23 protein-coding genes are annotated in these 24,996 nt (G+C 60.1%); 10 read left to right on the forward strand and 13 right to left on the reverse strand.

Translation table 11 applies throughout. The annotated features are described in order from the left end of the window. Window positions 1-269: 269 nt before the first annotated feature. On the reverse strand, window positions 270-1,397 hold the full coding sequence (locus BLP99_RS13540) for a GGDEF domain-containing protein (protein ID WP_072459532.1): 1,128 nt from the start codon (window positions 1,395-1,397) through the stop codon (window positions 270-272). Between the two features lie 136 nt (window positions 1,398-1,533). Further along, complete coding sequence (locus BLP99_RS13545; RefSeq protein ID WP_072431310.1) at window positions 1,534-2,097, reverse strand: TetR/AcrR family transcriptional regulator; 564 nt, start codon at window positions 2,095-2,097, stop codon at window positions 1,534-1,536. A gap of 148 nt (window positions 2,098-2,245) precedes the next feature. Between BLP99_RS13545 and BLP99_RS13550 the strand changes: the two genes are divergently transcribed. Beyond that, the gene (locus BLP99_RS13550) at window positions 2,246-2,956 is read left to right on the forward strand and encodes a glutathione S-transferase (protein WP_092180514.1); all 711 of its coding nucleotides are present in this window, start codon (window positions 2,246-2,248) and stop codon (window positions 2,954-2,956) included. 154 nt (window positions 2,957-3,110) lie between these two features. Here BLP99_RS13550 and BLP99_RS13555 read toward each other — a convergent pair whose 3' ends face one another. The 4 genes from BLP99_RS13555 to BLP99_RS13570 form a co-directional block, all read right to left on the reverse strand. Then, a complete protein-coding gene (locus BLP99_RS13555) occupies window positions 3,111-3,485 on the reverse strand; it encodes a lysozyme inhibitor LprI family protein (protein ID WP_083526393.1) in 375 nt (124 codons plus the stop codon). 172 nt (window positions 3,486-3,657) lie between these two features. After that, the gene (locus BLP99_RS13560) at window positions 3,658-4,431 is read right to left on the reverse strand and encodes a MetQ/NlpA family ABC transporter substrate-binding protein (protein WP_072398304.1); all 774 of its coding nucleotides are present in this window, start codon (window positions 4,429-4,431) and stop codon (window positions 3,658-3,660) included. A 78-nt stretch (window positions 4,432-4,509) separates the two neighbouring features. Further along, window positions 4,510-5,184 carry a methionine ABC transporter permease gene (locus BLP99_RS13565; RefSeq protein ID WP_072398303.1) on the reverse strand — a complete coding sequence of 225 codons (675 nt, stop codon included), beginning with the start codon at window positions 5,182-5,184 and terminating at the stop codon, window positions 4,510-4,512. Next, complete coding sequence (locus tag BLP99_RS13570) at window positions 5,184-6,191, reverse strand: methionine ABC transporter ATP-binding protein (protein WP_072398302.1); 1,008 nt, start codon at window positions 6,189-6,191, stop codon at window positions 5,184-5,186. The genes BLP99_RS13565 and BLP99_RS13570 overlap by 1 nt, the downstream gene beginning before the upstream one ends. A gap of 403 nt (window positions 6,192-6,594) precedes the next feature. Between BLP99_RS13570 and BLP99_RS13575 the strand changes: the two genes are divergently transcribed. Next, entirely contained in the window at window positions 6,595-8,481 is a 1,887-nt protein-coding gene (locus BLP99_RS13575) for an RICIN domain-containing protein (RefSeq protein ID WP_143007950.1), read from the forward strand. A gap of 220 nt (window positions 8,482-8,701) precedes the next feature. Continuing rightward, on the forward strand, window positions 8,702-10,840 hold the full coding sequence (gene katE / locus BLP99_RS13580) for a catalase HPII (protein ID WP_072431306.1): 2,139 nt from the start codon (window positions 8,702-8,704) through the stop codon (window positions 10,838-10,840). A gap of 87 nt (window positions 10,841-10,927) precedes the next feature. On the opposite strand, the gene BLP99_RS13585 is transcribed toward katE, so the two are convergent. Genes BLP99_RS13585 through zur form a run of 4 tightly spaced genes read right to left on the reverse strand, consistent with a single transcriptional unit; the run spans window position 10,928 to window position 13,724 of the window. Continuing rightward, the gene (locus tag BLP99_RS13585) at window positions 10,928-11,641 is read right to left on the reverse strand and encodes a PA5502 family lipoprotein (protein WP_092180518.1); all 714 of its coding nucleotides are present in this window, start codon (window positions 11,639-11,641) and stop codon (window positions 10,928-10,930) included. Between the two features lie 37 nt (window positions 11,642-11,678). Continuing rightward, window positions 11,679-12,467 carry a zinc ABC transporter permease subunit ZnuB gene (znuB, locus tag BLP99_RS13590; RefSeq protein ID WP_072398298.1) on the reverse strand — a complete coding sequence of 263 codons (789 nt, stop codon included), beginning with the start codon at window positions 12,465-12,467 and terminating at the stop codon, window positions 11,679-11,681. After that, a complete protein-coding gene (gene znuC, locus BLP99_RS13595) occupies window positions 12,460-13,242 on the reverse strand; it encodes a zinc ABC transporter ATP-binding protein ZnuC (protein WP_072398297.1) in 783 nt (260 codons plus the stop codon). Before znuC ends, znuB begins: the two co-directional genes overlap by 8 nt. Beyond that, window positions 13,242-13,724 (reverse strand): zinc uptake transcriptional repressor Zur, encoded by a 483-nt coding sequence (gene zur, locus BLP99_RS13600; protein ID WP_072398296.1) that lies wholly within the window; start codon window positions 13,722-13,724, stop codon window positions 13,242-13,244. The genes znuC and zur overlap by 1 nt, the downstream gene beginning before the upstream one ends. Window positions 13,725-13,790: 66 nt before the next feature. Between zur and BLP99_RS13605 the strand changes: the two genes are divergently transcribed. Continuing rightward, window positions 13,791-14,717, forward strand: a complete 927-nt coding sequence (locus BLP99_RS13605) for a zinc ABC transporter substrate-binding protein ZnuA (protein WP_092180520.1) — start codon at window positions 13,791-13,793, stop codon at window positions 14,715-14,717. Between the two features lie 172 nt (window positions 14,718-14,889). On the opposite strand, the gene BLP99_RS13610 is transcribed toward BLP99_RS13605, so the two are convergent. Both BLP99_RS13610 and BLP99_RS13615 read right to left on the reverse strand, forming a co-directional pair. Beyond that, on the reverse strand, window positions 14,890-15,840 hold the full coding sequence (locus BLP99_RS13610) for a homoserine kinase (RefSeq protein ID WP_072398294.1): 951 nt from the start codon (window positions 15,838-15,840) through the stop codon (window positions 14,890-14,892). A 63-nt stretch (window positions 15,841-15,903) separates the two neighbouring features. Further along, entirely contained in the window at window positions 15,904-16,191 is a 288-nt protein-coding gene (locus tag BLP99_RS13615; protein WP_072398293.1) for a DUF2782 domain-containing protein, read from the reverse strand. A 74-nt stretch (window positions 16,192-16,265) separates the two neighbouring features. Here BLP99_RS13615 and polA point away from each other — a divergent pair, with 74 nt between their 5' ends. Next, window positions 16,266-19,034 (forward strand): DNA polymerase I, encoded by a 2,769-nt coding sequence (gene polA / locus BLP99_RS13620; RefSeq protein WP_092180523.1) that lies wholly within the window; start codon window positions 16,266-16,268, stop codon window positions 19,032-19,034. A gap of 371 nt (window positions 19,035-19,405) precedes the next feature. Here polA and yihA read toward each other — a convergent pair whose 3' ends face one another. Continuing rightward, window positions 19,406-20,047, reverse strand: coding sequence for a ribosome biogenesis GTP-binding protein YihA/YsxC (gene yihA, locus BLP99_RS13625; RefSeq protein WP_072398291.1), 642 nt, complete (start codon window positions 20,045-20,047; stop codon window positions 19,406-19,408). Between the two features lie 191 nt (window positions 20,048-20,238). Here yihA and BLP99_RS13630 point away from each other — a divergent pair, with 191 nt between their 5' ends. From BLP99_RS13630 to BLP99_RS13655, 5 genes are all read left to right on the forward strand, one after another. Continuing rightward, window positions 20,239-20,529 (forward strand): c-type cytochrome, encoded by a 291-nt coding sequence (locus BLP99_RS13630; RefSeq protein WP_072398290.1) that lies wholly within the window; start codon window positions 20,239-20,241, stop codon window positions 20,527-20,529. 46 nt (window positions 20,530-20,575) lie between these two features. Further along, window positions 20,576-21,187 (forward strand): c-type cytochrome, encoded by a 612-nt coding sequence (locus BLP99_RS13635; protein WP_072398289.1) that lies wholly within the window; start codon window positions 20,576-20,578, stop codon window positions 21,185-21,187. 195 nt (window positions 21,188-21,382) lie between these two features. Beyond that, entirely contained in the window at window positions 21,383-22,024 is a 642-nt protein-coding gene (locus BLP99_RS13645; RefSeq protein ID WP_072398287.1) for a thiol:disulfide interchange protein DsbA/DsbL, read from the forward strand. Window positions 22,025-22,040: 16 nt separating this feature from the next. After that, window positions 22,041-22,919: an endonuclease/exonuclease/phosphatase family protein gene (locus tag BLP99_RS13650; protein WP_072398286.1), complete on the forward strand. Its 879-nt coding sequence runs from the start codon at window positions 22,041-22,043 to the stop codon at window positions 22,917-22,919. Then, window positions 22,916-24,919, forward strand: a complete 2,004-nt coding sequence (locus BLP99_RS13655; protein WP_092180525.1) for a diguanylate cyclase — start codon at window positions 22,916-22,918, stop codon at window positions 24,917-24,919. The genes BLP99_RS13650 and BLP99_RS13655 overlap by 4 nt, the downstream gene beginning before the upstream one ends. The last annotated feature ends 77 nt before the right edge of the window (window positions 24,920-24,996 follow it).

Consider the following 24,996-nt stretch of genomic DNA (forward strand, 5'->3'; position numbering starts at 1 on the left):
TTTCTGCTTTATTGCTAAGAGATTGATAGAGAAGGAAATTTATTTCCTAACCTGCGAGATATCTCCCCGCCTCAGCCGGGGACGCGCAAGGCGTGAGGGGATCAGCCAAGCAACACAGGCTTTCGCAGAGAGGGAAAGTCAAAGGCGGGCGATGGCTACAGGGCGAAGCGAGCTGCGTCGACAAATCTGGAAACCGCATCGAATCCAGCTGGATATCTGCTTGTCGCAAAGACGGCCACCAAGGAGGATATGTTCAACCAGGAGCCGCGCTATCGGGCAACCGCGACTTGATTGCGCCCCAACGCCTTGGCCCGATACAGCGCCTGGTCAGCGTTATTCATCAGGCTATGCAGATCCTTGTGTCCCGCCTGCGTGGACGCCACGCCAAGGCTGGCCGTCACGCAGTTGACGGGCTCGATCATCAATCCGCCGATGGTCTGGATAAGCTCTTCGGCAATCTCGGTTGCGACCTCGATCGAGGTGTTGGGAAGCAGAATGGCAAATTCTTCTCCGCCTAACCGGCCGTGGATATCCGTGGCGCGAAAGGATGAATTGATGACCATGCCCATCTGCCGCAGAACCTGGTCGCCCACTTGATGGCCGTAGGTGTCGTTGATGTGCTTGAAATGATCCATGTCCAACATGACGGCACACAGTTCCAACCGATTGGTTCTGCACTCGTTATAGAGCTGCTGGGCATGTTCGAAGAAAGCGCGCCGGCTTTTGAGGCCGGTCAGTTCATCGGTTTGCGCGGCACGGGTTGAAATGCTGTTAGCCTGCTCCATTTCACGGGTGAGCCTGAAGGCGGTTTCCAGTGCCTGGGACATTTTGTGTGTTGCGCGGGCTACGAACGCCGCGAACACCAGGATGCAGAGCGCCATGCCGACTTGAAGCTGCGATGGTTGCAACAGCAGCCAGGCGGTGCAGGGCAACAGGACCAGGCCAATGGAGACGAGCGTCATATCGCGGTAGGCCGAGTAGCAGGACACCGCGCTGACGGACATCCCCACAGTAAAAAGCATGACCAGTGCCTGGGACAGAAGATCGTCCGCCGGCATGACCGCCAGGGCACCTCCCCCCCAGATGCTGGCGGACAACACCAACGTGATCCAGTACTTGCGCTCCCAGCGTTGAGGTGTGCGCTTGCTTTCATCGCTGCGGACATAGGCAAGGAACAACGCGATGCGTAAAAGCGTCGATCCCGTCAGTAAGGCTAGCCACACAAGGACGACGCTGTGTTCAAAGCGGTCCCAGCACAGCCAACACAACATGACGGCCGCGAGATAGCTACCAAATACCGCCGTGATCGATTGGCGAAACAGTTGCTGCAGTCGGTCGGTTCGCACCTGCTCGGCTATGAAAAAATCCTGATCATTCCGAGATCCTTGGCCATGCATGTGATCCACCTGATCGTGATGCAACTAAAGGAACGATTGTGGCACCCTGCCAGCAACGCTCACAACCCAGATTAAGCTTGGCCTTCGTGAAGCTTTGGAGAACGGCCCGGTTTGAGAAGAAAAGCGGCGTACACAGTCAGGCTGGAATCAATCCCGCCTCTTGATAGCTCTCTATCAGATCGTCGAACAGGTTGATGTCCATCCGGGTTCGCGCAATCAACTGGGCGCCCGCTACTGCGGTGTAGATGGCGAGGGCCCGACGTTCACATTTCTCGGTGCTGCCTGTGCTGGCATTCGCCAGCATCTGGGCGAGCCACATCACGTTGAGGTCCGCAAACGCCTTGACCTCACGCATGACTTCCTCGGGAAGGTCTTCGTACTCGGCCGCCATGAAGCTGGACAGACAGAGTCTGTTGCCATCCTGGAGAGACTTTCGAAAAATCGATGGATAAAGCTGCAGACACCGATTCGGGTCAGGGTTGGCCTCACGTATCGCTTCAAGCGCCCGCTGCGCTTCTTGCCAATAACGTTCGGCGACCGCAGCGCCCAGGGCCGCCTTGCTCGGAAAGTGGTAGTAGATGCTCGCATTCTTGATGCCCACTTCTTCAGCAATGCTTCGGAAATTGATACCGCTGTAACCATGCAGTTGGGCTGCGGATCTGGCCGCTGCCAAAATGGCTTCTCGAGCATTTTCGTTCACGTTGCCACCCTCGCTTCGAGACCAAATGGATCAGGGGCAGGGATTCTACGCGTACGACTGGCTACCTGCCAATTGTCAGGTAGGGAGTTGACGGTGAGAAAAAAACGATTCAGTCTTTACCTACCAACTGACAGGCAGGTATCGGCTCATGACCTCTCCACAGGAACGCAGCGACGCTGTTCCAACGACTTCCACACTGAAAATCTACGATTGGTTCAACGGACCCTACCCTGCCCGGGTGCGCATCGCGCTGGCGGAAAAGGGTTTGCTGTCGAACGTTGAATTCGTATCGGTCAATCTCTGGGCCGGTGAGCACAAGCAACCTGAATTCCTGGCCATCAATTACTCCGGCACGCTCCCCGTGCTTGAGCTTAGAGACGGGACTCGGATCGCTGAGTGCACGGCGATTACCCAATACCTGGATAGCCTGGACGGACACCCGACGCTGACGGGGCAAACGCCTGTTGAAAAAGGCATCATCCATATGATGACCAAACGTGCCGAGATCGAGTTTCTCGACGCCGTCAGTGTGTACTTCCACCATGCCACGCCAGGACTCGGCCCAGATGTCGAGCTGTACCAGAACGCCGAGTGGGGCGCCCGGATGCGCGATAAGGCGATCAGAGGCATGCGTTATTTCGACAGACTTCTCAAAGACCAGCCCTTTGTGGCGGGCGAGAAGTTTTCGATGGCTGACATTGCGGTACTGGGCGGCATGATCTTCGCCTCACTGGTGCAGCTTCCGGTACCTGAAGAGTGCGTGGCGCTTCGAGCCTGGCATGCCAGGATGCAGGAGCGCCCCAGCGTCCAGGCATGGCGTGCCATGGTCGAGCGTGGCGCTGCGCAGCACCGATCATGACTTACCTGCGCCAGGCTGAAAGAAGGGGCAAGGGTGTGTTGGGGTCGTTGCTGGTGAATCGGATTGGGTAACGGATGAACCCACCAAAGAAAAACCCGGCGCTTTACGTCGGGTTTTCGTGGGATACGCCTGCAAGCCCGACGTTGTTTACGGGTTACTCGACTTGCGACAGCTTGGCATCGTCGCAACCGGCAGCACGGCATTCGCGCTCGATCGCTTTGAGTATGACGATGCGTGCCTCGGTCTTCTCGTTGGCACAGTCCAGGTAGAGCAGGCCATCGTTGGAACAGGCGTTGTCACGAATCTTGATCCACTGGATTTGAGCCGCTTTCACTGTCTTCTTTTGATCCGGGTTCAGGGCACTCATGGTCTTTTTGTATTGATCATTGATTTCCTGATCCGACTGAACCATTTTCAGCGATGCGCAATATGTTCTGTCATAGGCGTTTCTAGGGTTATCGCAACTCATCGCAGATGCCGATGCTGATGCCATTGCCAGCAATGCCCCAACCAACAAAGACTTGATCACACACTTCTCTCCCTGAATGCCCTCTACTCATTAGAGGTTGCGGCGAAGAATTTAGCATGGGGCTCGTAGAACTATGAAGCAGATCCTGTGACGAGGAGGCAGGTCATTTATGGCGAGCAAAAAAACGGGCCTGCACTTCGATGCAGTCCCGTTTTTTCACCACCTGGTCAAATCAAAACGCCGGCAGAACCGCCCCTTTGTACTTCTCCAAGATAAAAGCCTTCACTTCCGGAGTGTGCAAGGCCGCCGCCAGCTTCTTCATCGCGTCGCTGTCCTTGTCTTCCTCGCGGGCCACCAGGATGTTCACATACGGCGAATCATTGCCTTCGATCACCAGGGCATCCTTGGAGGGATCGAGCTTGGCTTCCAGTGCATAGTTGGTGTTGATCAAGGCCAGGTCCACCTGGGTCAGCACACGAGGAATGGTCGCGGCTTCCAGTTCACGGAACTTCAGATCCTTGGTGTTCTCGGTGATGTCTTTGGTTGTCGACAGGATATTGGCAGGATCGTTCAGCTTGATCACCCCAGCCTTAGCCAGCAGCAACAACGCACGGCCGCCGTTGGTGGCGTCGTTCGGGATCACCACGTTGGCGCCGCCTGGCAGTTCTGTAAGTGCCTTGTACTTGCTGGAGTACGCGCCCAGAGGCTCCAGGTGCACACCGGCCACGCTCACCAGGTGGGTGCCCTTGGCTTTGTTGAATTCATCCAGGTACGGCTGGTGCTGGAAGAAGTTGGCGTCCAGGCGCTTTTCCGCAACCTGCACGTTCGGCTGGATGTAGTCGGTGAAGACCTTGACCTTGAGGTCTACGCCTTCCTTGGCCAATGCCGGTTTGACGAATTCGAGGATTTCCGCGTGCGGGACCGGTGTGGCCGCGACGGTCAGGGTGTCGGCGGCATGGGCGGAAAAAGCTGCAGCGGCAGCAAAGGCAACCAGTAGTTTCTTCATTCAGCTAACTCCTTGTGAGGCGCCCGCTCTCGGCGCCTGCCAGCGAATGGCTGGCTCATGGTTTATTGGCGCGAGGCCTTATTTTCTAGAGAAATGCACAACCAGCTTGTCACCCACGGTTTGCAGCACCTGGACCAGCACCAGCAGCAACACCACCGTGACCACCATCACATCGGTCTGGAAACGCTGGTAACCGAAACGGATCGCCAGGTCGCCCAGACCACCGGCTCCCACCACACCGGCCATGGCCGTGTAGGAAACCAGCGTAATCGCTGTCACCGTAATTGCCGCAAAAATGCCCGGACGGGCTTCCGGCAGCAAGGCGTTGACGATGATCTGCCGGGTCGTCGCGCCCATGGCCTGGGTCGCTTCGATGATGCCGCGATCGACTTCGCGCAGGGCGGTTTCCACCAACCGTGCGAAGAACGGCGTTGCCCCTACCACCAGTGGCGGGATCGCCCCGGCCACGCCCAGGGAGGTGCCGGTGATCAATACGGTGAACGGAATCATCACGATCAGCAGGATGATGAACGGCAGCGAGCGCAGGATGTTCACGATCAACGACAGCAGCGCATACACACCGCGGGCCTCGAGCAGTTGCCGGGGGCTGCACAGGAACAGCAGCACGCCCAGTGGCAGGCCGAGCAATACGGTGAACAGCAACGAGCCGAACAGCATCAACAGGGTGTCGCCGGTCGCCAGCCAGATTTCCAGCCAGTCGATATTTGCAAAAAAAGCAGTCAACAGTTCCATCAGCGCAGCACCTCCATGTGGACATCGGCCGCAGTGAAGCGGGCAAATGCCGCCTCCAGGTCACCGCCGGTGATGGCGAGGGTCAATTGTCCATAGGGGGTGTCTTTGATGCGGTCGATGCGGCCGGCCAGAATGCTGTAGTCCACGCCGGTTTCGCGGGCGACGGTGCCTAGCAATGGCGCGTAGGTCGCTTCGCCCTGGAACGTCAGACGCACGATGCGCCCCGGTACATGGGCGAAGTCGTCGCGCTGCTCGCTCTCGTCGATCTGCTCGTCTTCCTGGACGAAGCGCTTGGTAGTCGGATGCTTGGGGTGCAGGAAAACTTCGGCCACCGGCCCCTGCTCGACGATGACACCGGCGTCCATCACCGCGACTTCGTCGCAGACCCGGCGGATCACGTCCATTTCATGGGTGATCAGCACGATGGTCAGCTTCAGCTCGCGGTTGATTTCCGCCAGCAACTGCAGCACCGATGCCGTGGTTTGCGGATCCAACGCACTGGTCGCTTCGTCACACAGCAGGATCTTGGGCTTGGTGGCCAGGGCGCGGGCGATGCCGACGCGCTGCTTCTGGCCTCCAGACAACTGCGCCGGGTATTTCCTGGCGTGGTCGGACAGGCCCACCCGCGCCAGCAATTCGGCGACACGCTGGTCGATTTCGCTGCGGGACAATTCCCCGGCCAATGTCAGCGGCAAAGCCACATTGTCGGCCACGGTCTTGGATGCCAGCAGGTTGAAGTGCTGGAAAATCATCCCGACCTGTTGGCGGAACCGCCGCAGGCCGCTGGCGTCCAGGGCGGTGACTTCCTCGCCATCGACGATGATCTTGCCGCCGCTGGAGTCTTCCAGGCGATTGATCAGACGTAGCAGGGTACTTTTTCCCGCACCGGAGTGGCCGATCAGACCAAAGACCTGACCGTTCTCTATCGTCAGACTGGTCGGGTGCAGCGCGGGGATGTCCCTACCGGCGACGCGGTAGGTTTTATGGACGTTTTGAAACTCGATCACGTAGCGAACCTTGTGGGGCGCGTTGGAAAAGAATCAGCGGTTAGCCGGCCGCGCATTTTAGCCTGTCTGTATAGAGGGCATTAGCATTAATTTCACGGCGACGCTGTCTTTTGGCAATAAGGCGATGGAAGGTGGCCAGGTCGTGAGGGACCGTTGGCGCCGCATCCAGCCAGCGAATGATCCGAACTGACGGCCAAGAATATTTGGCAGGCTCCCGTCCCCCTGCGCTTTTCCAAATAATGAAAGTGTGTTGTTGAATATAACCACATAACCGGTTTCATTTTTGAGGCGCGCTTCCAATTGCACGGTAAATGCAATCTGGTAGTTTACGGACCGTCGCTGACAACGGCAGTAAAGTGCAACTAACAGGTTGCTGATGGATAACTATTAAAGGGAATTAAATGTGAAAAGGCATAACGCTGTTTTTGCAGGATTGTTTGCGCTGAGCCTAACGGCCAGTGCAATGGCTGAAAGTTCTGTATTTTCTAACACGTTGATGACGTTCGGCCAACTTCCTGGCAAACATCCTGAGTCTTCTCAGTTCAAGGAAATGTCGATATCCAATCTGTCCAGGGAAGCGTTCAATGAACTGCTGGCCAATGACACTTTTTCGTCCATGGCTTATCTGGACATTGCTGCGACAGGGCAAGACGAATCAGCGATCGAGAAAGCCACGGACATCTTTCGCTCGGGCAGGCCGATATTGTTGAAAATGGGCAGGCAAACCCCTGAAGCCATGGAAAAAGTCGGCAGTATCTTTGGGATTTCCGGTGCGTTCGACTATGCCTTGTTCCATCGGGCGAACGGTTCCCAGATCAACGTCTACCGCCTGGAGGGCTATGAGGACGAGGCCATCCTGGATGCCGTGCGGCAGTTGATTACCCAGTTGCAGGTGCAGAGCAGGTCGTTGAAGGATGAAAGCGAGTTCATCGGGCTGCCAAAGTTGACTTACAACATCAACCTTCAGAGCCCGAGCCAGGAAATGACGTCCGTGGTGAATATCGATGTCATTCGCAGTGCGGAGCGTAGTCAGGACAAGAAATTCGTTTCCATAAAGACTTCACCGACCACTGTTCGCTCCATGAAAAACGGAATCACCATTGGCGGATTCGGGCCCGGTGGCACCGGAGAGAATCTATGGGGCGCCTACCTGCCCCATGCCTATCGGTTTACTCATCAGCTGAGCGCGCAACAGATTGTTCCGGTATTGGTCAACTCGGCACCCGCCAGTGATTCAAGAACCGAGTTCAAGTTCAGCGAAACTAAAACCAACGGGCTGGCCATCGGCGGAACATTGGGCAGCGAGTTTGGTGCGACGAAAGCGGAAAACATCACCTATGCCGCCAAGTCACCGTTCAATGTCAACTTCGGCCTCAACTATTCGCATTCCAAGTCGCTGAGTTATGACTTCAAGGATTACTCTCTGATCACTTCCCAGAATGGTTCGAAGCTGACCTGGAACGCGCCAATCGATCCCAAGCTCAAGGGCATCCTGGTGGATCGGTTTACCGCTGGCATGCCCATTCTGTCCGAAGAGCGCATGACGCCGATGATGCGCTCGGCGCCGTTGGAGTCCTACACATTGTGGGAATTGCCTGGCAACTACACAGGCCAGGCAACCGTCAGTATCGGCGGCGGTTACGACCTGAACCGTCGGGAATGGTGGTGGGACAGGACTCAGGTGCGATCTCGCCAGGTGACCGATCTCTACGAAGCCGCTGAACAGTACACGCTGGACTTGAACAGCCCGTTCCTGACTCGGGAGATGACCGTGCTGATTCGTTCTGCCGAGGGCGTTGGCAAGTGCATGGCCGAAGGGGCCGATGCTCATGTTTCCCTCCAATCATGCGCGGCCTCGAATGGCAGTCAGCTATGGGGCCTGGATTCCGAGAACCGTTACGTCAACAGGGCGTCGCGGCGATGCCTGAGTGTGCGCGAAACGGACGGCGCCCTGGTCACCCAGACCTGTGCCCTGGATAACCGCCAGCAATGGGAATGGCAGGCAGACCGTCTTCATTCGCTGTACAACCGTGACTGGCGCCTGTATTCCGAAAACAGCCGCCTGAAAGTCATTCCGGATGATTCCATGCACTTTCAGGACACGCCCAAGAACGTGTTCAACCCGTTGAACATTCCCTGGGCCAGCTATCCGCGAGCGCCGTCCTTGCACGATGTGATGCCTAACCACCTGGGCAATTCGCCGCAGATCAGCCCGGAATGGGTCGAGAGGTACCAAGGCGTGGACGCCCGTCAGAGGTGGCGCATCGAAATCCTGCGGGATGGCATCTGATCCCTCCGCCCTCGCCCTGCCGCCCCATGCCCGGTATCGATCATGGGGCGGTTGGCGCCGTCCTTGAAAATCCGTGAGCGTTGCGATGGAACGGCTCGGACCCTCATCAGTCACTACATAAGCCATTGCAAAAGCCACTCCCAATGCCTGGATGCCACCGCCTGGCGCTAGCCCGTCTGGAGGCCTCTGTCTGGAAAGGACCGAAACGAGGAGTTATCTGATGAGTACCAACAAGCCACCGGTCAACAAGAGCCAACTGGCCGGGACCGACACCCTGGACCGCGGCAACACCAACGACAAGCTTGAAAGCCTGGAGCCGTTTCGTTCCGACGCTACCGAGCAGGCGCTGCGCACCAACCAGGGCGTGAAGATCGCCGACAACCAGAACACCCTCCGCGTCGGGGCCCGCGGGCCTTCGCTGCTGGAAGATTTCATCATGCGTGAAAAAATCACGCACTTTGACCATGAGCGTATCCCCGAGCGTATCGTCCACGCCCGCGGTACCGGTGCTCATGGCTATTTTCAGGCCTATGAGGCGCATTCAGCGCTGACCAAAGCGGGTTTCCTACAGGACCCGAGCAAGAAAACGCCGGTATTCGTGCGTTTTTCCACCGTCCAAGGGCCACGCGGCTCTGGCGACACGGTGCGGGACGTACGGGGCTTCGCGGTGAAGTTTTTCACCGAAGAAGGCAATTTCGACCTGGTGGGCAATAACATGCCGGTGTTCTTCATTCAGGATGCGGTGAAGTTTCCTGACTTCGTCCACGCGGTGAAGCCCGAGCCCCACAACGAGATCCCCACCGGCGGTTCGGCCCACGATACCTTCTGGGACTTCGTCTCCCTGGTGCCCGAATCGGCCCACATGGTGATCTGGGCGATGTCCGATCGGGCCATCCCCAAAAGCCTGCGCACCATGCAGGGTTTCGGCGTGCATACCTTCCGCATGATCAACGCCGAGGGCAGGAGCAGTTTCGTCAAGTTCCACTGGCACCCAACGGCCGGCACCTGTTCGCTGGTCTGGGACGAAGCGCAGAAACTGGCCGGGAAAGATACGGACTATCACCGTCGCGATCTCTGGGAGTCGATCGAGATGGGGGACTACCCAGAATGGGAACTTGGCGTACAGATTGTCGCCGAGGAAGACGAACACAAGTTCGACTTCGACCTGCTCGACCCAACCAAGATCATCCCGGAAGAACTGGTACCCGTTACGCCGCTGGGCAAGATGGTGCTCAATCGCAACCCGGACAATTTCTTTGCCGAGGTCGAGCAAGTCGCGTTTTGCCCGGGGCACATCGTGCCGGGTATCGATTTCAGCAACGATCCGCTGCTGCAAGGCCGACTCTTTTCCTACACCGATACGCAAATCAGCCGACTCGGCGGACCGAATTTTCATGAGTTGCCCATCAACCGCGCCATCACGCCGGTGCACAACGGCCAGCGTGATGGCATGCACCGCACCACCATCGACAAGGGGCGTACGTCCTACGAGCCCAATTCCATCGATGGCGGGTGGCCCAAGGAAACCCCTTCCGGCCCGCAGGACGGCGGTTTCGAGAGCTACCCGGAACGCATCGATGCCTGCAAGATCCGCCAGCGCAGCGATTCGTTCGGCGATCACTTCTCCCAGGCACGGCTGTTCTATCGCAGCATGAGCGCCCACGAGCAGGAGCACATCATTGCGGCCTACAGCTTCGAGCTGGGCAAGGTGGAGCGTGAGTTCATCAGGGCGCGGCAGGTCAACGAGATCCTTGCCAATATCGATCTGGAACTGGCCGCCCGGGTGGCGAAAAACCTCGGTCTGCCAGCACCGACCTGCGGCACCGTCGATGTACCTACCCCATCCCTGGAGAAATCCCCGGCCTTGAGCCAGGCGAACCTGCTCTCCGGCGACATCAAGACTCGCAAGGTTGCGGTATTGGTGGCCGACGGTGTCGATGGGGCAATCATCGATGCGCTCAAACAGGAGCTTGAGGCCAACGGCGCCCATGCGAAGATTCTTGGACCGACCAGCGCGCCGGTCACCACCCTCGATGGGAAAACCCTGGCGGTGGATGCTTCCATGGAGGGGATGCCATCGATCGCCTTCGACGCGGTGTTCGTCCCGGGCGGAGCGCAATCGATCAAGGCCCTGAGCAGTGACGGCGTGGCCTTGCATTACATACTGGAAGCCTACAAGCACCTGAAGGCCATCGCCCTTAACGGCGAAGCCCGGCAATTGCTGGTGTTGTTGAAGCTGGAGGCGGATGCGGGGTTGATCGCGGATGTGGATGCCGGCAAGTTCCAGGCGTTCTTCGATGCGATTGCCCAGCATCGGGTGTGGGCGCGGGAGCCCAAGGCCAAGGCGATTCCGGCCTAAGCGCAAGCCTGGAGGACGCTATCGCGAGCCGGTTCGATCCCACAGTAATGCCATTTTTCTGTGGAGGCGAGCTGGCTTGCGATGCTGCTAGGGGTTACGCGGAGTCAGCACCACCTGCGCCGGCACACTGCGCAGGATCTGCTTCTGCACCTTCAAATCGAAGTCCGGATCGAGTTTCCTGACCCGCTTGGTCAGCAATGTCGCCAACCACGGGTAATCGTCGGTGCGCGGTGCCAGGATGCTGACGTCGCAATTGAAATTAACAGTATCGGCGGCAATGGCATCCAATTGCCGACGCATCTGCTGCATATCCCCGAGGTTAAGCGTCACCGTCGTGCTTGCGGCGCTGAGATCCAGCACCTTGGCCACCGGTTTGGCTTCGGCGGCCTTGAGGTCGGCCTCGGCTTTTTCCAGCTCGGCCTTGCGGGCCTCGGCGATCGCGCTGTTGACCTCACCGGTCAGGGCTGGCGCCTTGGGCATCAGCGCGCGGGCACGGCTAAGGGCAGTGGCGGCGGCGTTTACGTCACCTTTTTGCAGATCGATCTGGCTGCGGCGCAGGTAGGCCTCGGCCAGTTGCCGCTGATAGGGTTCCAGCGCCGGATCCGCGGGGGTGCCGGCCTGCAAGGCAGCCAGTTGGTCTTCAGCGGTGGCCAGTTCGTTGCTGGCCAGGCTTTGTTCCAGCTGCGCGATGGCCGGACCCCGTGTATCGGGGGCCTGGGTCACCGGCGGCGAACTCTTGCATGCGCCCAGCAACAATGAAAATGCGACAAGGAGCAGATAACGGGAGGCGAACGGCTTCATTCCTGCGACTCTCTATTTGCGCAAAAAGCGAGCAAGTCTACACCCCTCGGCGGGGCAGGACAAAACTCAGCAGAAACAACGCGGCGGCGCTGACCACGATCGACGGGCCGGCCGGGGTGTCCTTGAACCACGACAGCGCCAGCCCGCCACACACCGCGAGCATGCCCAGCAGGCTGGCGCCCAGGGCCATTTGCTCCGGAGAGCGGGCGTGACGTTGGGCCGCGGCTGCCGGGATGATCAGTAGCGAGGTGATCAGCAGCACACCGACGATCTTCATCGCCACGGCGATCACCACCGCGATCAGCAGCATCAACGCCAGCCGCAGGCCCACCACGGGCAGGCCTTCGACCCGCGCCAGTTCCTCGTGCACAGTGACCGCCAGCAATGGACGCCAAAGTGCAACCAGCAACAACAGGACCGCGGCGCTGCCGCCCAGGATCCATGACAGGTCCAACGGACTGATCGCCAGCAGGTCGCCGAACAAGTAGGCCATCAGGTCGACTCGCACGTCGTGCATGAAGCTCAGCACCACCAGTCCGAGGGACAGGGTACTGGGTGCGAGGATCCCCAGCAGCGTATCGGACGCCAGTGGCTGGCGCTGTTGCAAGGTCACCAGCACCACCGCCAGCAGCAGGCAGCCGACGGTCACCGCCACCGTGGGGCTGATATCCAGCAGGAACCCCAGGGCCACGCCGAGCAACGCCGCGTGGGACAGGGTATCGCCAAAATAGGCCATGCGGCGCCAGACCACGAACGAGCCCAGGGGACCGGCCACCAGCGCGAGGGCCAGGCCTGCGAGCAGGGCATACAACAGAAAATCAGCCATGCTTGCAGCCGTCTCCATGCACATGGGTAGAAGCGGAAGGATCCACGACCACCGAACCGTGCAGGTCGTGGGCGTGATCGTGATGGTGGTGGTAGATCGCCAGGCTGGGGGCGTTCTTGCCGAACAATTCGACGAACGCCGGGTCGCCGCTGACTTGCTCCGGATGCCCGGAACAGCAGACGTGACGATTGAGGCAGACCACCTGATCGGTGGTGCTCATGACCAGGTGAAGGTCATGGGACACCATCAGTACGCCGCAGCCATGACGGTTGCGCAGACGAGTGATCAGGCTGTACAGCTCGGCCTGGCCGGCCACATCGACGCCCTGCACCGGCTCGTCGAGTACCAGCAGCTCCGGTTCGCGCAGCAGGGCCCGGGCCAACAGCACACGCTGCATTTCACCACCGGAAATGCTCTGCACCGGGCTGTCGATGACCTGTTCGGCACCCACTTCATTGAGTGCCGCCAAGGCCCGCCCGCGATCCACGCCGGGCACCAGGCGCAGGAAGCGCAACACCGACAGCGGCAAGGTCGGGTCGACATGCAGCTTCTGCGGCATATAGCCGACCCGCAGCTTGGGCTTGCGCCAGACACTGCCGCTGTCCGGCTTGAGCAACCCCAGCACGGCGCGCACCAGGGTGGTCTTGCCGGCGCCGTTGGGGCCGATCAGGGTGACGATCTGTCCTGGTTCGACGCTCAGATGGATATTGTCCAGCACGCTCTGCCCGGCGAACGTCACGGCCACCTGCTCGAGGCGGATCAACGCGTTGCTCATCAGGCCTCCCGGCAACCGGAGCAGAGGCCGACCACTTCGACGGTCTGGCCATCGACCTGGAAGCCGACTTCCTCGGCGCTGGCCACGATGGCATCGCTGATGGACTTCTGCTCCAGCTCGATGGCGGTGTGACATTCGCGGCAGATCAGGAACTGGCCTTGGTGGGCGTGCTCCGGATGGTTGCAACCGATAAAGGCATTCAAGGAGGAGATGCGATGCACCAGGCCGTTTTCCAAGAGGAAATCCAGGGCTCGGTAAACCGTGGGTGGCGCGGCGCGACGGCCGTCCTGCTCGCTGAGTACCGCCAGGATGTCATAGGCACCCAGCGGCTTGTGGCTTTGCCAGACCAGTTCCAGCACGCGCCGACGCAAGGCGGTCAGGCGCAACCCTTGGCGTGCGCAGATGGCGTCGGCCTCGGACAGCGCGCTGTGCACGCAATGAGAGTGATCGTGGGGGCGACTGGCGAGGGGTGTAATAGGCATGGGCAGCGACGAGTTTAGTGAGAGACGTTATTATGTTACCCGTTCTCGCCTCATTGAGTGGTCATCGTGTCCCGACTTTTTTCGATCTTTGTCGCTTTTGTCGCAAGTTTTCTGCTGATCGGTCCAGCCCAGGCCGAAGTGAAAGTCCTTGCCAGCATCAAGCCGCTGCTGCTGATTGCCGCCGCGGTGCAGGACGGCGTGGCCGTCCCGGAGGTGCTGCTGCCGCCCGGTGCATCGCCCCATCACTACGCCTTGCGCCCATCCGACGTACGGAAAGTGCAATCAGTAGACCTGCTCTACTGGATCGGCCCGGACATGGAAGGTTTCCTGCCCCGTGTGCTGAACGGTCGCACGCTGCCCTCCGTGGCGGTGCAGGAACTGCCGGGCCTCAAGCTTCGGCACTTCGGCGAAGACAGCCATTCCCACGCCGAAGGCGATCATGACGACGAGCACGACCACGACCATCGCCCCGGCACGATCGATGCTCACTTGTGGCTTTCGCCGACCAATGCGCGGGTGATCGCCGCCAGGATGGCGGCGGACCTGAGCAGTGCCGATCCTGCCAATGCCGCCCGCTACCAGAGCAATCTCAAGGGATTCAACCAGCGTCTCGACGCCTTGGACGCCCGCCTGAAGTCGCGTCTGGCCGGTATCGCGGACAAGCCATATTTCGTCTTCCACGAAGCGTTCGACTATTTCGAGGACACTTACGGCCTCAAGCACGCCGGAGTCTTCGCCGTGGCCGCCGAGGTGCAGCCGGGGGCCCAGCATGTGGCGGCGATGCGCACGCGATTGCAGGCCGTGGGCAAGACCTGCGTGTTCAGCGAACCGCCTTTGCGCCCGCGCCTGGCTGAAACCCTGGTGGCAGGCTTGCCGGTGAAGTTGGCAGAACTGGACGCACTTGGCGGTTATACCCCGGCGACGGCACAGGGATACGAGCAACTGCTGGAGAAATTGGGGAATGATCTGGCGGGGTGCCTGGAGTCGCTATAACGTCTTCGATGCACAAACCTGTGACGAGGGGGTTTATCCCCGTTGGGCTGCGAAGCAGCCCATGCTTTCGATCTGAGGGACCGTGGCGGCAGATATTTCTTGGGGGCCGCTGCGCGCCCCAATGGGGATAAATCCCCTCGCCACAAGAGAAACCAGTTCGGCTTGTCTGCTGTTACAGGGCGAAGGGCAGCAACGTGCTGACCTTCTGCCGCTGCGCCAGGCGCTGCTGGAATTCCATCGGGTCGTGAATCAACACATCCTGCCCGGCAAACGATTCGGCGGCGATCAGTCGCGACAGCCAGAACCGCACGCACGCCACGCGCAGCATGGTCGGCCATAGCTGCGCCTCGGCGGCGGTGAAGGGCCGCAGAGCCGCGTAGGCCCCCAGTAGCGCACGCGCCCGAGGGCCATCGAGCACGCCGTCGTCATCCGAGCACCAGTCATTCAAGGCAATGGCAACGTCATACAACATCGGCCCGGAGCAGGCGTTGTAGAAGTCGATCAGGCCAGTCAGGTGGGTGCCTTCGAACATTGCGTTGTCGCGGAACAGGTCCGCGTGGATGTTGGCCCTCGGCAATGCCAGGATGCCTGTTTTCTGCGCTGAAATTTCCGCCAGTGCTGCCTCAAGCAACCGACGCGGCTGCGCATCGAGATGTGACAGCAGTTTCGTGCCCTCTTCCTGCATCCAGTCCAGGCCACGATCGGTCTTGCGCTTGATCATGTTGTCCTTCGTGGCCACGTGCAGGTGCGCCAGCAGCTCGCCGACCTGGGCACAGTGCTGTGCGTTGGCCTGCTTGATGTGCTTGCCTGCCAGGCGGGGCTGCAGCAGCGCCGGCTTGCCGGCCAGCTCGCGCAGGGCGATGCCGTCGCTGGTGCGCAAGGCGTAGGGCACGGGCAGGTCGGCTTCGTGCAAAACGTCCAGCAGTTCGATGAAGAACGGCATCTCCTGCACCGGACCGCGCTCGACCAGGGTCAGGACGAATTCGCCCTGCTCCAGGCTGATGAAGAAATTGGTGTTTTCGCTGCCGGCGGCGATCCCCTGGAAATCAAGCAGGCGGCCGAGCCCATAAGGGGCAAGAAAGGTTTCCAGCTCGGGCCGAGCCAGGGGCGTGAACACAGACATGGTTAAAAACTGCCAGTACGGGCGCCCTTCAGTGGGCGCCGGTTGTTGAAGTCGGGAGCGGCATCACCACTCGAAGATTTTCCACGACGGAATCAGCATATCCGGCTGATCCGAGCGGATGAAGTTTGCATCACTGCCATCGGCACGCACCAGGAAATAAGGCTTGCCGTTCTTGGGCGTGACCTTGATCGCGTACAGAAAGCCGTTTTGCCGATACTCCTGGATCGTCTTGTCGCCTTCCGTGCGAATGGTCACGTCCGGGTCCGCCGAAGGTGCTTCGTCCGCCGCCATGATGGCCAGCGGTGTCATTGCAAACAAGCCAGCCAGTAACAGGCGATTTAGTGTACGCATGATAACCTTGTCCCTTTGTCGTCAACGGTCCCGCTATTCTAGCCCCGGACCCGCCGAAAAGGTTGATCCTGCTCATGAGCCAAGCCCCCCTCGTCCTGGTGGACGGTTCTTCTTATCTGTACCGCGCCTTTCATGCGCTGCCACCGCTGACCACGTCCAAAGGCCTGCCGACTGGCGCGGTCAAGGGCGTGTTGAACATGCTCAAGAGCCTGCGCAAGCAGTATCCGGACAGCCCGTTCGCCGTGGTGTTCGACGCCAAGGGTGGGACTTTTCGCGATGCGCTGTACGCCGAATACAAGGCTAACCGCCCGAGCATGCCCGACGACATGCGCGTGCAGATCGAGCCGCTGCATGCCAGCGTCAAGGCCCTGGGTTTCCCGCTGCTGTGCGTAGACAACGTCGAGGCCGATGACGTAATCGGCACCCTGGCCCGCAGCAGCGCCGCGGCCGATCGCCCGGTGGTGATCTCCACTGGCGACAAGGATATGGCGCAGTTGGTCGACGGGCACATTACCTTGGTCAATACCATGACCGGTAGCTCGCTGGACGTGGCTGGCGTGAAGGAGAAATTTGGTGTCGCTCCGGAGCAGATCATCGATTACCTGGCGTTGATGGGCGATTCCTCCGACAACATCCCCGGCGTGCCGGGTATCGGTCCGAAGACCGCGGCCGGCTTGCTGGTGGGCGTCAACGGCGGCCTCACCGAGCTGTATGCGCAACTGGATATCGTGCCCACGCTGCCGATACGAGGCGCCAAGACCCTGCCGGCCAAGCTCGAAGAGCACAAGGAAATGGCGTTTCTTTCCTACGAACTGGCCACCATCAAGACCGATGTCCCGCTGGATATCGGCCTCGACGACCTGCAGATGGGCGCACCGGATCACGAGAAGCTGGCTGAGCTGTATACGCTGCTGGAGTTCAAGAGCTGGTTCGAGGAAAACCAGCGTGACGCCAAGCGCGCCGGCCAGGAGATCGTCGAAATCGCTGACGAACAGCCCGCTGGCGCCGAAGCGAAGTACGAGGTCATTCTCGACCAGGCGCGTTTCGATGCCTGGCTGGCCAAGCTCGATCAGGCGCCGCTGTTCGCTTTCGTCACGCAAACCAATGGCGGCGACGCCCAGCAGGCGCAACTGGTGGGGCTGTCGTTTTCCGTCGCAGCCTTCGAAGCCGCCTACATCCCGCTGACCCACTCCTACATGGGCGTGCCCGAGCAACTGGACCGCGACACAGTGCTCAAGGCTCTCAAGCCGCTGTTGGAAAACCCGGACAAACCCAAGGTCGGCCAGCACGCCAAGTTCGAGACCAACATCCTGGCCAACTGTGCAATCGGTGGAGATCAGGGCAACGGCATCATGGTGCAGGGCATCGCGTTCGACACCATGCTCGAATCCTATGTACTGGATTCCACGGCGACCCGTCACGATATGGACAGCCTGGCGCTCAAGTACCTGGGGCAGAGCAAGACCGATCTCCAGGACATTGCCGGCAAAGGGGTCAAGCAGCTGAGCTTCGACCAGATCGCCCTGGAACTGGCCGGTCCCTACGCAGCCGAAGACGCGGACGTGACGTTCCGCCTGCATCAGGCCTTGCAGGAAAGACTGGTGGCGATCCCGAGCCTGAACAAGGTGCTCACTGAAATTGAAATGCCGCTGATGCCGGTCCTGGCGCGTATCGAACGTCAGGGGGCGCTGGTCGACGCCAACCTGCTGGGGGTGCAAAGCGTCGAACTGGGCGAGAAGCTGGTGGCCCTTGAGCGTGAGGCCTTTGCCATCGCTGGCGAGGAATTCAACCTGGGCTCGCCCAAGCAACTGGGCGTGATCCTGTACGAAAAACTCGGCTTGCCGGTGCTCAGCAAGACCGCCAAGGGCCAGGCGTCCACCGCCGAAGCGGTGCTGGCCGAGCTGGCGGAGCAGGATTATCCACTGCCCAAGGTGCTGATGCAGTACCGCTCCCTTAGCAAGCTAAAGAGCACCTACACCGATCGCCTGCCGGAACAGATCAACAGTCGCACAGGCCGGGTCCATACCAATTATCAACAGGCCGTCGCCGCGACCGGTCGTCTGTCGTCCATAGACCCGAACCTGCAGAACATCCCGATTCGCACGGCCGAAGGCCGACGCATCCGCCAGGCGTTCGTCGCGCCGAAAGGCTACAAGCTGCTGGCGGCGGACTATTCGCAAATCGAACTGCGGATCATGGCGCACCTGGCCAAGGACGAAGGGTTGCTTCACGCGTTTCGTAATGATCTGGACGTGCACCGGGCCACGGCCGCCGAGGTGTTCGGCGTCGACTTGGACGCGGTTACCCATGACCAGCGCCGTAGCGCCAAGGCGATCAACTTCGGCTTGATCTACGGCATGAGCGCGTTTGGCCTGGCCAAGCAGATCGGCGTCGATCGCAAGCAATCCCAGGCCTACATCGATCGTTATTTCGCCCGCTACCCAGGCGTACTGGCCTACATGGAGCGCACCCGCACCCAGGCCGCCGAGCAAGGCTTCGTCGAAACCATCTTCGGCCGCCGGCTGTACCTGCCGGACATCAACGCGAAGAACCCCGCGCTGCGCAAGGGCGCCGAGCGCACGGCGATCAACGCGCCGATGCAAGGCACGGCGGCCGATATCATCAAGAAAGCGATGGTGGCCGTGGATCGCTGGCTGACTGCCTCGGGGCTGGATGCCAAGGTCATCCTGCAGGTTCACGACGAACTGGTACTGGAGGTGCGCGAGGATCTGGTGGATCAGGTGCGCGAGGACATCCGCCGACACATGAGTGCCGCCGCCACACTGGACGTACCGCTGCTGGTGGAAGTGGGCGTGGGGAACAACTGGGACGAGGCGCACTGAGCCCAGCAATCAACTCCGTGGCAAGGAGATTGATCCTCATTGGGCGCAGCGGCCCAAAATCAGTGTTCCGCCACCGCCGGGCATGTCCCGCAGGCACCTGGGCTGCTCTGCAGCCCAACGGGATAAATCCCCTCGCCACGGGAGAATCCGGGTTAGTTCGGAAAATTCCTAAGGTTATTTCCAAAAATAATCTGAACTAAACCCGTGAATTGCTACTCAGAGATTCTGAATGGCTGGTGAAGCCCTTCAATGCTCCTATGTTGTGTTAAGTGTTGGCAGATATCTGGACCCCGCCCTAGCGGTCCGGAACTTGGACCCCGAACTTCCCCCTCCCCATACGAAGTCCGGGGTTTTTTTTGCCTGCGATTCGGCTATTCGGCCGTTTCGCTGCCCTTGTCCGCCAGTTCCATCCAGTTGGCCAGAACGCCGTAGGCTTCTTCCAGGCCCATGCGCTTGGGCGCCGAGAACAATTGGATCGTGATCGCCTCGCCCCAGCCCTTGCGGATCTGCGACTGCACCTTGAGCAAGGTGTTCTTTGCCGCGCCGTAGGTGAGTTTGTCGGCCTTGGTCAGCAGGATGTGCATCGGCATGCCGCTGGCAACGGCCCAATCGAGCATCAGGGTATCGAAGTCAGTCATCGGATGGCGGATATCCATCATCAGAATCAGGCCTTTGAGGCTCTCGCGGCTGCCCAGGTAGGCTTCCAGGTGGCGCTGCCAATGCTGCTTGAGGGGAATCGGTACTTTGGCATAGCCGTAGCCAGGCAGGTCGACCAAACGGCGTTCATCGTCTAGCTTGAAGAAGTTCAATAGCTGCGTGCGACCCGGCGTCTTGGAGGTTCGCGCCAGGCTGGCATGGGTCAGGGTGTTCAGCGCGCTGGATTTGCCAGCGTTGGAACGCCCGGCAAAAGCCACCTCGTAGCCTTCGTCGTCAGGGCATTGATCGACTTTGGCGGCGCTGAGCATGAAGGTGGACTGTTGGCACAGGCCAAGGATGGGGTTCTTCAGTTGCATGGGATTTCCGATGTGAGCGGCGTCGGGAATGGACGCGGCAAGCTGTGTCGTTTCCGTTTCAGTGACGCCAGTATATAATGCCGCAGATTTTGTGTGCGCTTTGTCCCAGCGTAGGATGAGGCTCACGAGAGCGATAGACTGAAGTTGCGCATCAGAACGCAGCTCGCTCTCAACCCTGAAAAGGTCGTTTTATGACGAAATGGCTGCTAGCTGCCGGTGTCCTGATACCGCTTTACAGCGCTCAGGCTACACAGGATCCGGAAGCTGTGTACAACCGTGTTTGTGGTGCCTGTCATTCCGGCCAACTCCCCATGGCACCCCGCAAGGGTGATCAGGAAGCTTGGACGCCGAGGTTGGCGAAAGGTATGGAGACGCTGGTGCAACACGTGACCCAGGGTTTCAAGGCGATGCCGCCGCGTGGTTTGTGCATGGACTGCAGTGCCGAGGATTACCGAGCCATCATCCAGTGGATGAGCGAGTGAACCCGGTCCATAACTCTTCAACCCTTAGCCGTAGTTGGATTAGCTGATGAACAAACTGATCGTGAGTCTGCTGTTGACCTTGGGGATATCCGGTATAGCCCATGCCGCTGGCGATGCCGCCGCCGGCCAGGCGAAAGCCGCCGTATGCGGAGCCTGCCATGGCCCGGATGGCAACAGCATGGCGCCTAACTTTCCGAAACTGGCGGGCCAGGGCGAGCGTTACCTGACCAAGCAGTTGAAGGACATCAAGGACGGCAAGCGTGTCGTGCTGGAAATGACCGGCCTGCTGAACAACCTGAGCGATCAGGACCTGGCGGACATCGCGGCTTATTTCGCCAGCCAGAAAGGTAGCGTGGGTGCTGCCGATCCAAAGCTCGTGGCACGGGGTGAAGCGCTGTTCCGTGGTGGCAACCTGAGCAAAGGTCTGCCAGCCTGCACTGGCTGCCACTCCCCTGACGGCAAGGGCAACGCCGCTGCCGGCTTCCCGCACCTGGGCGGCCAGCATGCCCAGTACGTGACCAAGCAATTGACCGATTTCCGAAAGGAAGAAGGCGGCCGCGCCAACGACGGCGATGCGATGACCATGCGCACCATCGCCCGCAAACTGAGCGACGAAGACATCGCGGCAGTAGCCAGCTACATCCAGGGCCTGCACTGAGTGCATTGTCCTGCGTTGCGAGGGCGCCTGGCCCTTGCAACGTTAACGCTCGATTAATCTGTCGATGCAAACATCAAAAGGGTGGCTTTGGCCGCCCTTTTTTGTGGCCGCTGCCGTTACACTACGAACTTGAACCCGCCACGGCCTGTCTGAAAAACACGCCTCGCGAGGCCACTTATTGTCCAGGAGTAAAGCATGCGTAATCTGATCATCAGCGCCGCGCTCGTCGTCGCCAGCCTGTTCGGCATGACTGCCCAAGCGGCTGAAAAGCCAGCCGCACCTTATGTCGAACTGGCCAACCCCGTTCCGGTGGCGGCGCCTGGCAAGATCGAAGTGGTGGAGCTGTTCTGGTATGGCTGCCCGCATTGCTACGCTTTCGAACCGGTGATCAACCCATGGGTCGAGAAACTGCCGTCTGACGTCAACTTCGTGCGTATCCCTGCCATGTTCGGCGGCCCCTGGGATGCCCACGGCCAGATGTTCCTGACCCTGGAATCCATGGGCGTCGAGCACAAGGTTCACGCCGCAGTGTTCAACGCGATCCAGAATGAAAAAAAGCGCCTGACCAATCCTGAGGAAATGGCCGAGTTCCTTGCCACACAAGGCGTCGACAAGGACAAGTTCCTGGCGACCTTCAATTCATTCGCCATCAAGGGTCAGATCGTCAAGGCCAAGGATCTGGCGAAGAAGTACGAGATCACCGGCGTACCGACCATGATCGTCAACGGCAAGTACCGCTTTGATATCGGCTCCGCTGGCGGTGCCGAACAAGCACTTCAACTGGCCGACCAACTGATCGCCAAAGAGCGAGCGGCCACCAAGGCTGCCGCCAACTAAGCGCGGCCCCACCCCCATGGCCCGCTGGAGCACCGAACGCATCGTTGGCCTGCATGAGCCGCGGGTCAACGAGCATCACATCGCGTCTACGGGCCTGCCCGCTGACAATCGTCTGCGGCTGCTCAGCTTCAATATCCAGGTGGGCATCAGCACCGAGCGCTACCGGCACTACCTGACCCGGGGCTGGCAGCATTTGCTGCCTCACACCGGACGGGCCGACAACCTGCAGAAGATCGGTGAGCTGCTCAAGGATTTCGACCTGGTGGCCCTGCAGGAGGCCGACGGCGGTAGCCTGCGCTCCGGTTACGTCAATCAGGTCGAACACCTCGCTCAACTGGGCGCCTTTCCTTATTGGTACCAGCAACTCAATCGCAATCTCGGTCGTCTCGGCCAACACAGCAACGGTGTGTTGAGTCGCCTGCGGCCCTGGGCCATCGAAGATCATCCGCTACCGGGGCCCAAGGGGCGCGGGGCGATCCTGGCGCGTTTCGGTGAAGGTCCGGAGGCGCTGGTGGTGGTGATGATGCACCTGGCCCTCGGGGCTCGGACCCGAACGATGCAATTGGCCTACATTCGTGAGTTGATCAGTGGCTACAAGCATCAGGTACTGATGGGCGACATGAATACCCATGCCAATGACCTGCTGCAGACCTCCCCCCTGCGCGACCTTGGCCTCCTCGCCCCGCAACTGGAAGCCACGTTCCCCAGTTGGCGCCCTCAGCGCTGCCTGGACCATATCCTGCTGAGCCCCACGTTGGCCCTCGAACGGTTCGAAGTGTTGGCTCAACCCATTTCCGATCACCTGCCGGTCGCGGTTGAAATTCGTCTGCCGGGTTCGCTCACGGCCGATGCCTTCCCTGCGCTGAGTCCTGCCCCTTGCGGATCCGATGAATGAGCGACGACGCCGAACGCTGGAGAGAGAAGTACCTCAGAAGCATCGAACAGCAGGAGAAGCTCGAACGACGCTGGAATGCCCGGCTCGACCTCTTGCGTCGTGGCCTGGTGCGCAGCACCCTGGCCGCTGAGGGCACGGACAGGGCTGTCGATCAATGCATGAAAGAAATGCGCGAAGTGGTACGCACCGATGAGATGGATGCCGCCCTCGCCGCCCTGTTGCCGCGCCTGGAAAAGGCCGTGCTGGAATCCGAGCAGCGCCGCGAGACCCGGATCGAACAGATGAGCACGGCCCTGACGGCCCTGGTCGCTCAGCTGCAGAGCCTGCCGTTGCCGAAGGAAGTCAGTCGGCCGCTGAAGAAATTTTCCAAACACCTGGAGGCACGAGTCGGCCAGGCTCGGGAGATTCCGCTGCTGCTCAGTGAACTGAGTGGTTTGCAGGGCAAGGCCTTGAGCGTGCTGGAGACTCCCGCTGAAGCTCATCGTCCTGGGCTGTTGCAGCGGTTGTTTGGTGGCCACGGTCAGGAAGACGCCCCACCCCAGGCCCATGAGCCTGCCACGAGCGCCGCCGAACCCGCCTCCGAGGCTGCGCCAGCGACGCTGGTGTCGCCGCCCGTGGAGCCCGTGCCCGTCCCTCTGGCGGCGCAGCCGGTACGGCCCGTCGACGAAACCGTGGAACCGGCCGCTTTCATCCCGCCGATGCCTGAGTCCACTCCGGTCCCTGTAGCCGACGTTTCGCATCCGATGACCGAGCCGGTCGCGCCGGCTCCGGTCCAGACGCAAGATCCGGTGCCCGCCCCGGCGTCGTCGAACCCCGATGAGCTGGTCTGCGAGGTGCCTCTGGAAGCCGGGCAGCAGCCATCAGCCGCGGGACCCGATGAGCCGGAAATCGTCGAGTCGTTGCCCGTCGATCCGGAAGATTCCCACTATGCCTTGCCCGATTCGCCGGAGCCTTCCTACAGCTCAGTGGCCAAGCATATCGAAGACACACTGTTGGGCCTGCTGGGTGACCTGACCCTGCCCGAACGTCATCGCCCGCAGGCCGAGGCGATGGGAGAGCGGCTGCGAAATGGCCTGAACTGGTATGAGTTGCTACCGATCCTCGATGATTTCGCCACGCTCATGCTGGCCATCACCGACAGCGGGCAGCATGAATTCGAAGCCTATCTGCAGCGCCTCAATGATCGATTGGAATCATTCCAGAGCAGCCTGCGAGCCGCCAGTGAAGGCCATGCCGACAATCTTTGCGCTTCCAGGGAAATGGACACCCAGATTCGCGAGCAGGTCGATGGCTTGCAAAGCAGCATGCAGGAAGCCGATGACCTGGAGGGCCTCAAGCAAGTGCTGGAGAACCATCTCGAAGGCTTGCTCGGTACGATGGACCAGCACCGCATGCAACGGGACCAGCGCGAGCAGGAAGTTTCCGAGCGCCTCAAGAGCCTGGCCGAGCGGGTCGCGATCATGGAGCAGGAAGCCCAGGTCGTCCGCGAGAATCTTGAAGAGCAGCGGCAAAAGGCCCTGATCGACCCCCTCACCGGGCTGCCCAATCGCGCCGCGTGGAGCGAACGTCTCGAGCATGAAGTCGCCAAATGGCAACGGCAAGGCAACAGCCTGCTGCTGGCCATGCTCGATCTCGATCACTTCAAGCGCATCAATGACAACTATGGCCATCTGGCGGGCGACAGGGTGTTGAAAATCATCGCTACGGTGTTGCGTAAACGCCTGCGTGGCAGCGACTTCATTGCCCGTTTCGGCGGCGAAGAGTTCGTCCTGATGGTGCCGGACACACCGTTGGCGGCTGGCGCGAAGCTGGCCGAGAAACTGCGGGCCGCCATCGAAGCCTGCCCGTTTCATTTCAAGGGCGAGCCGGTCACGATTACGGTCTCCATGGGCCTGACCGCATTCAGGGCGGGAGAAAGCAGTGATCAGGTGCTCAAAAGAGCCGATCAGGCGCTTTACCGAGCAAAAACTGCCGGGCGTAACCGGGTGGAGCTGGGCTGAGTCAATTGTTCCAATTTGTTTAATATCCGGAGGCGGATCGGATCATCACCAGGCGATACGTTACACTGTTGCATTAT

Origin of the sequence: Pseudomonas sp. NFACC32-1 (assembly GCF_900101215.1) — a bacterium.
Taxonomy (GTDB): Bacteria; Pseudomonadota; Gammaproteobacteria; order Pseudomonadales; family Pseudomonadaceae; genus Aquipseudomonas.

Coding starts and splice junctions, on each gene's coding strand:
- znuB (WP_072398298.1), bottom strand. CDS start 12,467: ATGGCTGATTTTCTGTTGTATGCCCTGCTCGCAGGCCTGGCCCTCGCG.
- BLP99_RS13565 (WP_072398303.1), bottom strand. CDS start 5,184: ATGGAACTGTTGACTGCTTTTTTTGCAAATATCGACTGGCTGGAAATC.
- zur (WP_072398296.1), bottom strand. CDS start 13,724: ATGCCTATTACACCCCTCGCCAGTCGCCCCCACGATCACTCTCATTGC.
- BLP99_RS13650 (WP_072398286.1), top strand. CDS start 22,041: ATGGCCCGCTGGAGCACCGAACGCATCGTTGGCCTGCATGAGCCGCGG.
- BLP99_RS13560 (WP_072398304.1), bottom strand. CDS start 4,431: ATGAAGAAACTACTGGTTGCCTTTGCTGCCGCTGCAGCTTTTTCCGCC.
- yihA (WP_072398291.1), bottom strand. CDS start 20,047: ATGCAACTGAAGAACCCCATCCTTGGCCTGTGCCAACAGTCCACCTTC.
- BLP99_RS13615 (WP_072398293.1), bottom strand. CDS start 16,191: ATGCGTACACTAAATCGCCTGTTACTGGCTGGCTTGTTTGCAATGACA.
- BLP99_RS13540 (WP_072459532.1), bottom strand. CDS start 1,397: ATGCATGGCCAAGGATCTCGGAATGATCAGGATTTTTTCATAGCCGAG.
- BLP99_RS13645 (WP_072398287.1), top strand. CDS start 21,383: ATGCGTAATCTGATCATCAGCGCCGCGCTCGTCGTCGCCAGCCTGTTC.
- znuC (WP_072398297.1), bottom strand. CDS start 13,242: ATGAGCAACGCGTTGATCCGCCTCGAGCAGGTGGCCGTGACGTTCGCC.
- BLP99_RS13630 (WP_072398290.1), top strand. CDS start 20,239: ATGACGAAATGGCTGCTAGCTGCCGGTGTCCTGATACCGCTTTACAGC.
- BLP99_RS13610 (WP_072398294.1), bottom strand. CDS start 15,840: ATGTCTGTGTTCACGCCCCTGGCTCGGCCCGAGCTGGAAACCTTTCTT.
- BLP99_RS13655 (WP_092180525.1), top strand. CDS start 22,916: ATGAGCGACGACGCCGAACGCTGGAGAGAGAAGTACCTCAGAAGCATC.
- BLP99_RS13635 (WP_072398289.1), top strand. CDS start 20,576: ATGAACAAACTGATCGTGAGTCTGCTGTTGACCTTGGGGATATCCGGT.
- polA (WP_092180523.1), top strand. CDS start 16,266: ATGAGCCAAGCCCCCCTCGTCCTGGTGGACGGTTCTTCTTATCTGTAC.
- BLP99_RS13550 (WP_092180514.1), top strand. CDS start 2,246: ATGACCTCTCCACAGGAACGCAGCGACGCTGTTCCAACGACTTCCACA.
- katE (WP_072431306.1), top strand. CDS start 8,702: ATGAGTACCAACAAGCCACCGGTCAACAAGAGCCAACTGGCCGGGACC.
- BLP99_RS13585 (WP_092180518.1), bottom strand. CDS start 11,641: ATGAAGCCGTTCGCCTCCCGTTATCTGCTCCTTGTCGCATTTTCATTG.